This window comes from Flavobacterium calami, from assembly GCF_038290035.1.
GTDB lineage: Bacteria > Bacteroidota > Bacteroidia > Flavobacteriales > Flavobacteriaceae > Flavobacterium > Flavobacterium calami.
Map to the genome: position 1 here is coordinate 63,356 of NZ_JBBYHS010000013.1, position 13,168 is coordinate 76,523.

Sequence of the window (13,168 nt, forward strand, 5' to 3'; positions counted from 1 at the left end):
GGGCAAAAAAATTAGGAGGAGGGTGCTTTGGTACCATAATCGTTTTTATAATTCTGTGGTTTTTGTTAGGTCAGTGCAGTTGAAATTAATCCCTGTTCCGTTAAAAAGATTAGGATAAAAAGTAGTAGATTCGCACCACTAACATTAAAAAAAGCAAAATATAATGGCATCAGGTTTTTTCGTACTATTAGACGATATAGCAGCAATTATGGACGACGTTGCAGTAATGAGTAAGGTTGCAGCAAAGAAAACAGCAGGAATTTTAGGTGATGACTTAGCAGTAAATGCTGAGAAAGCTTCGGGGTTTGCTTCATCAAGAGAGCTTCCGGTTTTGTGGGCGATAAGTAAAGGTTCGCTTCTTAATAAAATAATTATTTTGCCGATTGCATTTCTTTTAAGTGCCTTTCTTCCCATTGCAATTATCGTAGTTTTAGTACTTGGCGGACTTTTTCTGGCTTATGAAGGTGCTGAAAAGATATACGAATTTATTTTTCCACATCATCATGAAGAATCTGAAGGAATAACAGAAGAGGCTTTAACTGAAGAACAAATTCTAGAACTTGAAAAAGGTAAAATAAAATCAGCTATTGTAACCGATTTTATATTGTCTGTAGAAATTGTAATTATAGCTTTGGGTACTGTAATTGAAGAGCCTTTAGTACAGCAAATCGTAGTAACTTCAATAATCGCCTTAATTGCTACTATTGGTGTATACGGAATTGTAGCTCTTATCGTCAGAATGGATGAAGCAGGTTATAAACTTATCAAGTTTAGTAAAAACGAAAAAAGTATTTCAAAATTTATCGGTAATATACTTGTAAAAGCACTTCCATTGGTGATTAAAAGTTTAACTGTTATTGGTACAATTGCCTTGATTTTAGTGGCGGGCGGGATCTTTGTACATTACATCCCGTATTTTCATCATTTAGCAGAGGGAATTAAACTTCCTTCTATACTAAAAGAATTTGTAACCGGACTTGTTTTAGGTTTTGTTGTTTTAGTGTTGGTTAATCTGTTTAAAAAGATTTTTGGAAAGAAAGCATAAAGCATAAAACACCCATCATATAAAAAGAAAAACACCAGCAATTACTGGTGTTTTTTTATGGAATTATCTTAAAGCTGCTCCGAGTTCTGTTTCGAAAGTCTGCTGTAGTTTAGACATGATTTTATCAATCTGGCTATCGGTTAGCGTTTTGGTGTTGTCCTGGATTGTGAAACTCAAGGCATACGATTTTTTGCCATCCGGAAGATTTTTGCCCTCATACACATCAAACAGATTCACTTCTTTTAAAAGTACTTTTTCTGTCTGTTTGGCCAGCGTGTAAATACTTTCGTATGTTGTGTTTTGATCAATTAATAATGCTAAATCCCTGCGAACTTCAGGATATTTAGGGATCTCGGTGTATTTTATTTTTCCGGTGATTATTTTTAAAATCAAATCCCAGTTAAAATCAGCGTAATAAACGTCTTGTTTGATTCCGAAGTGTTTCAAAATGGATTTTTTTACTACTCCAATTTCAACTAGAACCTCATTGTTGTAAACTTTTGAAGTTGCTTCAGAAAATACATCTGACTTAGACGGAACATTTGAAATTTTGTCTATTCCTAAACGATTTAAAATAGCTGTTACATATCCTTTCAATAAAAAGAAATCAGTTGTTTTTTGAGGATTTGTCCAGCTTTCTTTGTTTCTGTTTCCTGTAATAAACAACGTAAGATGTTTGTGCTCTTCGTATCCGTTAAGATATTTATGATATGTTTTCCCGAATTCGAATAATTTCAAATCAGAATTTTTTCTGTTAATGTTGTATGAAATCGCTTCTAAACCTGAAAATAATAATGATTGGCGCATCGTTGCTAAATCACTGCTCAAAGGATTCAACATTGTTACATTGTGTTCTTCTTTTAAGTCGGCAGATAATCTTGCGTAAGCAGCCGTAGTTAAAGAATTTGCCATCATTTCATGAAAACCTTGCGAGTTTAATTGTGATGCAATTACATTTTGTACTTTATAATCTTCGGTTCTTGGCGAATTAGAAACAGTTGCATTGAATTTTTTAGAAAACTCAATGTTGTTATATCCATATACTCTCAGGATTTCTTCGATAACATCAATTTCACGCTGAACATCCACACGATATGCCGGAATTGTTAATCCTAAACCTGAATCAGAAACACTGTTTACTTTGATATCCAGTGAAACCAATATTTTTTTAATAGTGTCTTTCGGGATTTCCTGTCCGATGATTTTAGATACATGGCTAAAATTTAGCAGAACAGAAAAATCTTCTACTTTTTTAGGATACACTTCAATTACATCAGAAGTTACTTTTCCGCCAGCTACTTCCTGAATTAAAAGTGCTGCACGTTTTAGTGCATATTCTGTGATAGTAGGGTCAATACCTCTTTCAAATCTAAAAGAAGCATCGGTGTTTAACTGATGTCTTTTGGCTGTTTTACGAACGCTTACGGCATCAAAATAAGCACTTTCTAAAAATATAGAAGTAGTTCCTTCTGAAACTCCGGATTTTTTTCCGCCGAAAACCCCTGCGATGCAAAGTGGTCCTTTTTCGTCACAAATCATCAGGTCTTCTTTATGTAATGTTCTTTCAACATCATCCAAAGTTGTAAACTTTGTGCCTTCCGGAAGAGTTTTTACAATTATTTTTCCGTTGATTTTGGCTGCATCAAAAGCATGCAGAGGCTGCCCTAATTCATGTAAAACATAATTAGTAACGTCTACGATATTATTTTTAGGCGTTAAACCTATCGCTTTTAAGCGGTCTTTTAGCCATGTTGGAGATTCTTCTACTGTAATACCTGAAATAGTAACCCCGCAATATCTTGGTGCAAGGGTTGGTTCTTCTACGCTTACGTCAATTTTTAAAGTACGCATGTCAACTCTGAAATTGCTTACAGAAGGCGTAATCAATTCTACGTTTATACCACGCTGCAGCATTCCGGCTCTTAAATCGCGTGCTGTACCAAAATGACTCATGGCATCAGCACGATTTGGGGTTAACCCAATTTCGAAAACTTCATCATTTACTATTTTAAAAACTTCTGAAGCAGGAGTTCCCGATACTAATTCAGCATCTAAAACCATAATACCGTCATGACCTGTTCCGAGACCTAATTCGTCTTCAGCACAAATCATTCCGTGGCTTTCCTGACCACGAATTTTACCTTTTTTAATAGTAAATTCTCCTCCTTCTTTATCATATAAAATTGTTCCAATAGTAGCAACAGGTACTTTTTGACCAGCCGCAACATTTGAAGCCCCGCAGACTACCTGAATAGGATTTTCTAAACCAATATCTAAGGTTGTTACTTTTAACCGGTCTGCATCAGGATGTTTTTCGCAGGTAAGTACATGTCCTACAACAACTCCTTCCAGGCCCCCTTTTACTGATTGGTATTTTTCGACAACTTCAACTTCCAGACCTAAATCTGTAAGTAATTCTGAAGTTTGCTCTGATGTCCAGTCTGTTTTAATGAATTGTTTTAACCAGTTGTAAGATATTTTCATGTTGATTTCAGTATTCTTGAATAAGGTTACAAATATAAGGATTGATTGCGGGAGTTTGAAACTATTTTTTTTGTTTTCTAAAATTCCTTAATCAAAATTATAAAGGGCAATAAACTAAAATTTTAAAGTGATAAATTAGATTCAGATCAACTCCTCCACATGTCTTTTGATGTTTTCTGCTATCTTTTGAGTTGGTAAATCATTGGCATCAGTACCAAACGGGTCTTCGATCTCTTCTGCAATTAATTCTAAACTGGCTAATACATAAAAAATAAAAACCACAACCGGAATTACGAAATAGCCTAATGTAAAAACATAGCCAAAAGGAAGGGTAAGTACGTATATAAAAATGAATTTTTTGATAAAAGCACTGTAAGAATAGGGTATAGGAGTGTTTTTTATTCTTTCGCAGGCACCACAAATATCTGTAAAAGAAGTTAGCTCATTATTCAGCGTAATAAGTTGATCTCCCGAAATCTTGTTTGTTGAATAAAGATCCTGAATTTTTTGAAAAATAATTTTTGCAATCTGATTCGGTCTGTGTTTGTGATGATCAATTTCTAAATCAACGTCGTCAAAAAGCTGTTTTCCAGTTTCTTCATCTTTTAAATGTTTATTTAAAATGGAAGCATATCCCGGAATCATTTTTCTAAAAAAAACTTTGTCTTTTTCTTCTGTTAAAATAACTGAAAGTTTTAAAGCAAAGTTACGGCTGCTATTGACTAAACTTCCCCACATTTTACGTCCTTCCCACCAGCGGTCATAGGCGGTGTTGGTTCTGTATGCCAATAATAATGATATTACAAAACCAAGCATACCGTGCATTACAGAAATGTTTTTGACATGGCTGTCTTCAGTTAATTTCCAGTATTCAATTTCCAGATAAGCGATTCCGGCACTGTAAATTCCAATAATAATCATTACAGGAATTAACTTTCGAAATGTGTCAGCTTTGCTAAAATGAAAAATAAAACTAAACCAGTCTTTTGGATTGTATGAAGTCATTTAAAAATATTTTTCAGCAAAATTAAGCTAAAAACTAATATTTCCTGCTAATTCTTTTAATGCAATTTCAGATAATTTTGCCTGATATTGTGCATTGCTGTAACGTACTTTTGCATTGACATAATTGAGCTGTGCAGTTCTGAAATCAAGTGTTGTAATGGTTCCAATTTTGAATTTATCTAAAGTAATCTGCATGTTTTGTCGGGCAATTGCTTCATTGTTTTCTTCCAGATTAATTAACTCCAGATTGGTTAAATACGTCTGAAAAGCAGTGCTTAATTGCGTATTTAAAATCATATTTTGCTGTTCAATAGCAATTTGAGAGTTTTCGATTTCCAGTTTAGCTACTTTTTCATTTCGATGCTGATTAAAACCATCGAAAATGTTGAGTGTCGCATTAAAACCATAATTTAAACCCCTTGACGAGGTTTGGCTGGTAAATCCTAAGCTGGACTGGCTTTCTGCAAAATTGTAACCCGAAGTCAGGTTTACCACAGGATATCGATCTGCTTTGACTTGTTTCAACTGTAATTCGGCAATTCGTTTGTTGATGATCTGGGCTTCTAAGGCAGGGTTTTGTTTTTGTGCCAGATCCATCAAATCTGCCAAAACCAAAGTATTGTCAACTGTAACCGAATCGGTCACGGTAAAGTCGGTTTTCGGATCACGTGCCAGATACTGGTTCAGTAAAATTTTAGCATTTGCGTAGGATTCTTTTTGTCTTAATAAAGTAACCTGATCTGTGTTCAAATCTACCTGAGCGTTTAATACTTCTAATTTTGAGGCTTTTCCAATACTAAAACGGTTTTGTGCTAATTCTAATCTTTTGGTAGAAATCACAATTGTGGTATCCAGCGCAGACAATTGCTGTTGCTGCTGTACCAGGTCAAAGTAAGCCGAATTCACCTGACCAATTTTGATCAAAATGGTTCTTTTTAATTCTGAATCGCCTAATTTTTGAAGTTCTTTCAGCTGGTCTAATCGGGCAAACATTTTCATTCCGTCAAAAACCGTCCAGCCAAGACTAACGCCGTAATTTAAACTATTGTTTTTGGCATTATCCAAAGAAACAGATGTCCCGTCCTGACGTGTCTGTGATGAATTTTGAACACTGTTGTTGTCTGTAACCGAGGCTGTAAGACTTGGGAGCATGCCTGCATTTCCGATCGTTACATTGGTTTCAGATATTTTGGAATTGTTTTTAGCAATTTTAATTTCAAAATTATTTTCTAAAGCTATTTTCATCGCCTCTTCAATAGTCAGGACTTCCTGTGCATTGGTTTTGCCAATACAGAATAAGAGGATTATTAAAATGCTGTATAAATTTCTACTATTCATATTTGTTTTCTTTTGCAGAAATCAGGAATTCTAAAGTTTAAAATTCATGATTTTCAGCGCTATTTTATACTTTCTTTTTCGTATTCGTCAATATGATCAAATTCCGGATAATGTTTTCGGGCTTTCGACCACATCAGGTAAATCGCCGGAATCACAAAAAGCGTTAATGCCAAAGAGAAAATAGTTCCTCCTACAATAACAACCCCCATCCCGATTCTGCTCGTAGAAGCCGCTCCAAGTGACATTGCAATTGGCAAAGCTCCCAATGCGATGGCTAAACTCGTCATTAAAATAGGTCGTAAACGTGCTTCTGAAGCTTCTAAAATAGCTTCCAATTTTGGTTTGCCCTGTTCACGCAACTGATTGGCAAATTCGACAATTAAAATACCGTTTTTGGTTACGAGTCCAATCAACATTACGGTACCGATCTGGCTGAAAATATTCCACGTCTGATTGAAAAGCCATAAAGAGAATAAAGCTCCGGCAACCGCCATTGGCACGGTTAAAATGATAATTAACGGATCAATAAAACTTTCGAACTGAGCTGCCAGAATTAAGAAAATCAACAACAATGCTAATCCGAAGGCGAATGAAGTATTGGAGCTACTTTCGACAAAATCTCGTGATTCTCCACTCAAATCAGTGGTGAAACTCTGATCTAAAACTTTCGCTTTAATTCGGTCCATTTCCTCAATACCATCGCTGATGCTTTTTCCGGGTGCCAAACCAGCAGAAACTGTTGCAGACATGTATCGGTTATTATGGTACAACTGAGGCGGATTACTTTGCTCTTCAATTTTTACCACATTATCCATCTGAATTAATTCCCCGTTTTTGTTTTTTACAAAAATAGAAGTCAAATCAAGCGGTTTCGAACGGTCTTCCTGATTAAACTGACCAATTACCTGATATTGTTTTCCGTTTTTAATGAAATATCCAAAACGCTGTCCGCTTAAAGAAAGCTGCAAAGTCTGGGCAATATCCATAATAGAAATCCCTAAACTCTCCGCTTTTTCACGATCGATACTTACGTTGATTTCAGGTTTATTGAATTTTAGATTCACATCACTAATGGAGAACACATCACTTTTACCGACTTCCTCCATGAAAACAGGGATTTTCTCTCTTAATTTTTCAAAAGTTGTTGCCTGTACAATGTATTGAATCGGCAAACCGCCACGTCTGTTAACCGCAATGGTAGGCTGTTGAATGACAGATGTTTTAGCATCCGGATATTGCTTGGTCCATTTGGTTAATTTATCCGCAATCTCTTTTTGAGAACGAACTCTTTCGTCGGGTTGCTTTAGCGAAAGCCTGATAAAACCACTGTTTACAGATGAAGAACCAAATCCCGGTGAGGTAATCACCAGACTCACTTTTTTCTCCGGAATAGAATCGTCTACCAATTTTGAAATCTCCTGCATAAAACGGTCCGTATATTCATAAGATGACCCTTCAGGAGTTGTCATACGCATTACCACAGAACTACGGTCGTCTAAAGGAGCTGTTTCTTTTGGAAGGATGGTAAAAAACAGATAAATGATTCCGAAGCAGGCAATCAGGATTGGAAAACTGATCCATTTTCTATCCATAAATTTAGAAAGACTTTCTGCATACGTGCTGTTCATTTTTTCGAAAAACGGCTCCGTCTTCATGTAGAATTTTGATTTTTTCTGTTCGCCGCCTTTCATTAAATAAGCGTTCAGCATTGGTGTTAAAGTCAACGATACAAAAGCAGAAATCAATACCGCCGAGCCAATGACAACGCCGAATTCCCTAAAAAGACGTCCTACGAAACCTTCCAGAAAAATTACCGGTAAAAATACGGCTGCCAGGGTTACAGATATCGAAATTACAGCATAGAAAATTTCGTTAGAACCTTTTATAGCTGCTTCAATCGGCGACATTCCCTCTTCTACTTTTTTGAAGATATTTTCGGTAACTACAATCCCGTCATCCACTACCAGACCTGTTGCCAGAACAATAGCCAAAAGGGTTAATACATTTATGGAAAACCCGAGCATCCACATGATAAAAAATGTAGCAATCAGGGAAACAGGTATATCAATTAAAGGTCTGAAGGCAATTGCCCAGTCTCTGAAAAACAAGTAAATAATGATGATTACAAGCAGAATAGAAATTCCTAAAGTTTCAGCAACTTCCAATACCGATTTCTTTACAAACAGTGTATTGTCCAGTGCAATATTTAGTTTGATATCTTTCGGTAAATCCTTTTTCAGGGCTTCGTATTTTTTATAAAATTCGGAGGAGATATCTAAATAATTGGCTCCTGGCATTGGCACAATAGCCAGACCAATCATGGGAAGCCCGGAGGATGTTAATTGTGTTTCGATATTTTCAGGTCCTAATTCTGCGCCTCCAACATCGCTCAGACGGATAATTTTATCGCCCTCTGTACGAATGATAATGTTATTGAATTCTTCCGGCTTAGAAAGATTTCCGATTGTTTTTACGGTTAGTTCGGTATTGTCTCCGGTCAGTTTACCTGAAGGCAATTCGACATTTTGTGCATTTAAGGCATTACGAACATCGGCTACGGTACATTTGTAAGCCGTTAATTTTACCGGATCAATCCATAAACGCATGGCGTACCGTTTTTGTCCCCAAATCTGAACGCCACTTACGCCCGGAATGGTTTCTAAACGCTGCGAAATTACATTCTCTGCATAATCACTCAATTCCAGTGAGCTTCGGGTATCACTCTGAACTGTCATCGAAATAATAGATTCACTATCGGCATCAGCTTTGGATACTACCGGTGGCGCATCAATATCCTGAGGTAAATTCCGAACAGCCTGCGAAACCTTGTCACGAACATCATTTGCCGCTTCTTCAAGGTTTTTGTCTAAGTTAAATTCGATGGTAATATTACTGCTACCCTGATTACTGGATGACGTAATATTTCGGATTCCGTCAATAGCATTTACGGCTTTTTCCAGAGGTTCGGTAATTTGTGATTCAATGATATCCGAATTGGCTCCGGTATAATTGGTACGAATAGAAACCTGTGCCGGATCTATCGAAGGAAATTCACGAACGCCCAAAAAGGTATAACCAATAAAACCGAATAAAATAATTAAAAGATTCAGTACAATGGTTAAAACAGGTCTTTTTATACTTGTAGTTGATAAACTCATTTTGTTTTATGATTTTAAGTCTCTAAAATTAAATTTCAAAACTTTAGACTTTATGACTTTAGACTTTAAGACTTATTTTACTTTAACTTTTATCGGAGCTTCGTCTTTTAAAGACATTACACCACTTGTTATCAAAGTGTCGCCTGCTTTTAACCCTGATAGAATTAAAACAGAAGCATCGGTTCTGGTGGCTGCTTCTACTTTAATTTCTTTGGCTTTGCCCATATTGGCAATGTATACTTTTTTACCATCCTGAATCGGTACAATAGCTTCTGATGGAATCACGATTGCGTCTTTAATGATGTTTAAAGGCAGTTTTACATCGGCAAAGGTTCCCGGAAAAAGTTTTCCGTCACTGTTTTCCGCAATGGCACGGATTTTTAAAGTACGTGTTGCCACTTCTACTTCCGGTTCGATTGCGTATATTTTTGCTTTATACACTTTGTCTGATCCTGAAACAGAAAAATCAATAACAGAACCCGAAGTTACCTGAGCAGCATATTTTTCGGGTATAGAGAATGTGATTTTTAATTTGCCCGTATTGACCAGTTTTGCTACTAAAACCGTTGGCGTAATATAAGTTCCCGGTGAAATAGAACGTAAACCGATTTTTCCTGAAAAAGGTGCTTTTACAGAAGTTTTGGCAATCTGTGCGCTTATCAATTGTGTCTGTGCTTTCGCGGAAGCGTAATCTGCATTGGCAACATCAAATTCTTCCTGACTTATAGCTTCTTTTTGTAACAATAATTTAGCTCTTCTTTGATTTTCGCCTGCCAGGCCTTCTTTGGTCTGAGCCTGTCTCAGCTGAGCTCTCAATTCAATATCATTTACCTTAAAAAGTACCTGACCTTTGTTTACATAAGTTCCCTCGCTAAAGTAAATCCCTTCCACAATTCCTGAAATTTCGCTGTGAATTTCAACCTGTTCATTGGCTTCAATAGATCCTGATAACGATAAGTTGTTGTCAAAAGTTGAAGTGTTAACCACAATTCCGGTTACAGCAGTCGGTTTGTCTTTATCGCCGAATTTTTTAGATTCTTCGTTTTTCTTTTTGTTGGACATCACGCGGTAAGCGATAAAACCTCCGAGTACTATAATGATAAGGGCGTAAATCAGGTTTTTTACTTTCATAAAATTAAGGTAAAAATGTTTTAGGTATTGAATTAGTAACTGCACAAAATTAGCTTTTTGGTGCGAATACAAAAGGGCTTAATGGTTATTTAACACTTGTATGTACAACTGTTTTTAAGCCTGACAAGGTTAGACAGCTGTTTTGAAAAAAGGTTTAATCTAAATGTTCTTTTTTTATAATAATTTTCAGGAGCTCATCCTGCTCTCCACTATATCTGTTGTTGCGAACCCCGCAACAACAGGATGCCGTTACGATCAGGGCTAGGACTTTAGGGGTAAAACTACAATGAGTTATTCTACCCAATATCTCTTTTGTACAAGCTTTATCCTGAGTTTATTAGGCTTCGCTCAGGATAAAATTAGTCGAAGGCTTGTCTATTCGAAAGGGCTTCGACTCCGCTCAGCCGGACAATATCTTTATTAAACCAATATCAGACAAGCTTAAAAAAAATGCAATAAAACATTATAGTCTTATTGCATTTAAATTATCGATTTTCAAAACTTGTTAAGAATTGCTAAACTGAAGATTACTCAGGTTTTTATAAATACCGTTTTCAAGATTAATGAGTTCCTGATGCGTTCCTTCCTCGGTGATTTTTCCGTTATCTAAAACTAAGATTTTATCAGCATTTCTAATCGTCGAAAGGCGATGTGCAATAATAATGCTTGTTCTGCCTTCCATCAAAACTTCTAAAGCTTCCTGAACCAGTTTTTCGCTTTCACTATCTAAAGAAGATGTTGCTTCGTCCAAAATTAAAATACTCGGATTTTTTAATAAAGCTCTTGCAATTGCAATACGCTGACGTTGCCCTCCTGATAATTTCACACCGCGTTCTCCCACCAGTGTTTCGAATTTTTCAGGGAAACCTTCTATAAAATTCAATGCATTGGCCTGTTTTGCAGCCAGCATTATTTCTTCATCTGAAGCGTCCGGTTTTCCGTAGGCGATATTTTCACGGATGGTTCCGCCAAATAAAATCACATCCTGAGGAACGATACTCATATTACCGCGAAGATTTTCAAGATCGTAGTCGTAAATGCTTTTTCCATCCACTAAAATTTCTCCTGAAGTAATATCGTAAAAACGTAATAGTAACGAAGAAATAGTCGATTTTCCAGCGCCACTCGGACCGACAAGTGCAATCTTCTGACCAAATTCGGCATTAAAATTAACCTCTTTTAATACCTGAATTTCTTTTCTTGACGGGTAACTGAAAGCCACATTTTTGAAAGCTACGTTTCCTTTTATTTTTTCTACAGGAAGGGCTTTCGGGTTTGCATTGATGGCTTCAGGTGTTTCTTCCAGTAATTCAAAAACACGTTCTGTAGCACCCACCGCTTTTTGAATCTGAGCATACATTTCGGCAATACCGCCAAAAGAAGCACCAATAAAAGTGGTATACAGTACAAACGAAATCAGATCACCCACGCCTTCAACTTCACCTTTTATCGTTAAGGTAATTCCGTACCATACTACGGCAACCACACATCCGAAAAGGCATAAAATAATGAAGGAAGCGAAATATCCTCTGTACTGACCGCCTTTGATCGCGATTTTTACAATTTCTCTGATTTTGTTTTTATAACGCTGAATTTCGTACCATTCGTTAGCAAACGCTTTTACATTGCTGATTCCCTGCAAGGTTTCTTCTACAATGACCTGACTTTCGGCTACTTTGTCCTGCGTTTTTTTTCCGTATTTACGAATAAACCTTCCGAAGATAACCGCAGCTACGGCTACAACCGGAACGATGGCGAGCATCATCAAAGTTAATTTCGGGCTGATGCTTCCTAAGATGATAAATCCGCCAATAATTAAAATAAACTGACGCAAAAACTCAGCAATTGTGGTGGTAAAAGTGTCCTGCAATTGTGAAATATCAGCGCTGATTCGGCTGTTTAATTCCCCAACACGTTTTTGAGCATAAAAAGACATTGGAAGTTTTACCAGATTTTCATACAACGCAAAACGAATATTTGATAATGAATTCTCCGTAAAATTGACAAAAAGAGAAATTCTGAAAAAGGAGAAAACCGCCTGTAAAACCAGAATTCCCATAAGAGCTATGGCAATTTCGTTTGCTTTGTCAAGATTTTTATTGGTCACACAGTCTACCAGCATTCCCATTAATTTCGGAAAGGCGAGGGCAGTGGCACTGGTTAAGAGTAAAAAAACTAAACCCAGGAAGAATTTCCATTTGTGGTTTTTAGCATATTTAAAAATTCGGATTGCTTTTTGAAGGGAGTTAGCGTCTAATTTAGCTTTTGGTAAATCATTTTCCTGATATCTTGCCATTTGAGTATACAATTAAGGTATGCAAATGTATGACTATAGCAAGTGAATACAAAAGGAATAATTAAAATTAGCTTTCGGGATTTCGTTTTTTAACTAAACGCTAAGATAAGACCCGATTTTATTTGGTTTTTAAGAAGCTGAAAAATAGTGCTCTAAAGCTATTTGAAAATTTTATTTGATATTTTTCATAAAAAAGACTTGCAAATACAAAATCTAGGTGTATATTTGCACTCGCAATCACGAAATGATAGCAGCCTAATAAAATAGGGCGATTAGCTCAGCTGGTTCAGAGCACCTCGTTTACACCGAGGGGGTCGGGGGTTCGAACCCCTCATCGCCCACCAAAAACTCCTTAAGAAATTAAGGAGTTTTTTTTACGATTTTCCGAGTGTCGATGAATTTTAGATTGACATTCGAATTTGGGGAGATACTCAAGCGGCCAACGAGGGCAGACTGTAAATCTGCTGTGTGAACTTCGCAGGTTCGAATCCTGCTCTCCCCACAAAAATTACCCAAAACTCCAAAGTCTTGCGATTTTGGAGTTTTTTTATTCCCTAAACTCATGGGTTTATTGTTTATGGATTAATATTTTCTCAGATTCTCTAATCTTTTTACTGAATCCCAAACTCTCAACTAATCCATTAATATAGTACTTCAATCAGGATTTGTAAGATAAATGATTGTAGGATTTATATAATTTATTTATTTTCA

General features: G+C 36.4%; 7 protein-coding genes and 2 tRNA genes. 3 read left to right on the forward strand and 6 right to left on the reverse strand.

Annotated elements, in window-relative coordinates:
• Positions 1–163 precede the first annotated feature (163 nt).
• The gene (locus AAEO57_RS13195; protein ID WP_341693358.1) at positions 164–1,045 is read left to right on the forward strand and encodes a DUF808 domain-containing protein; all 882 of its coding nucleotides are present in this window, start codon (positions 164–166) and stop codon (positions 1,043–1,045) included.
• A 63-nt stretch (positions 1,046–1,108) separates the two neighbouring features.
• Here AAEO57_RS13195 and pheT read toward each other — a convergent pair whose 3' ends face one another.
• From pheT to AAEO57_RS13225, 6 genes are all read right to left on the reverse strand, one after another.
• Positions 1,109–3,529 carry a phenylalanine--tRNA ligase subunit beta gene (gene pheT / locus AAEO57_RS13200; protein ID WP_341693360.1) on the reverse strand — a complete coding sequence of 807 codons (2,421 nt, stop codon included), beginning with the start codon at positions 3,527–3,529 and terminating at the stop codon, positions 1,109–1,111.
• A 141-nt stretch (positions 3,530–3,670) separates the two neighbouring features.
• Positions 3,671–4,534 carry a bestrophin family protein gene (locus AAEO57_RS13205; protein ID WP_341693361.1) on the reverse strand — a complete coding sequence of 288 codons (864 nt, stop codon included), beginning with the start codon at positions 4,532–4,534 and terminating at the stop codon, positions 3,671–3,673.
• Between the two features lie 27 nt (positions 4,535–4,561).
• A complete protein-coding gene (locus AAEO57_RS13210) occupies positions 4,562–5,872 on the reverse strand; it encodes a TolC family protein (protein ID WP_341693363.1) in 1,311 nt (436 codons plus the stop codon).
• A 59-nt stretch (positions 5,873–5,931) separates the two neighbouring features.
• A complete protein-coding gene (locus AAEO57_RS13215; protein ID WP_341693365.1) occupies positions 5,932–9,030 on the reverse strand; it encodes an efflux RND transporter permease subunit in 3,099 nt (1,032 codons plus the stop codon).
• Positions 9,031–9,102: 72 nt separating this feature from the next.
• The gene (locus AAEO57_RS13220; RefSeq protein ID WP_341693366.1) at positions 9,103–10,161 is read right to left on the reverse strand and encodes an efflux RND transporter periplasmic adaptor subunit; all 1,059 of its coding nucleotides are present in this window, start codon (positions 10,159–10,161) and stop codon (positions 9,103–9,105) included.
• Positions 10,162–10,666: 505 nt separating this feature from the next.
• Positions 10,667–12,457 carry an ABC transporter ATP-binding protein gene (locus AAEO57_RS13225; protein ID WP_341693368.1) on the reverse strand — a complete coding sequence of 597 codons (1,791 nt, stop codon included), beginning with the start codon at positions 12,455–12,457 and terminating at the stop codon, positions 10,667–10,669.
• 266 nt (positions 12,458–12,723) lie between these two features.
• Here AAEO57_RS13225 and AAEO57_RS13230 point away from each other — a divergent pair.
• Together AAEO57_RS13230 and AAEO57_RS13235 are read left to right on the forward strand one after the other, a co-directional pair.
• Positions 12,724–12,801, forward strand: a tRNA-Val gene (locus AAEO57_RS13230).
• 77 nt (positions 12,802–12,878) lie between these two features.
• Positions 12,879–12,959: transfer RNA gene (locus AAEO57_RS13235), tRNA-Tyr, on the forward strand.
• Positions 12,960–13,168 lie beyond the last annotated feature (209 nt).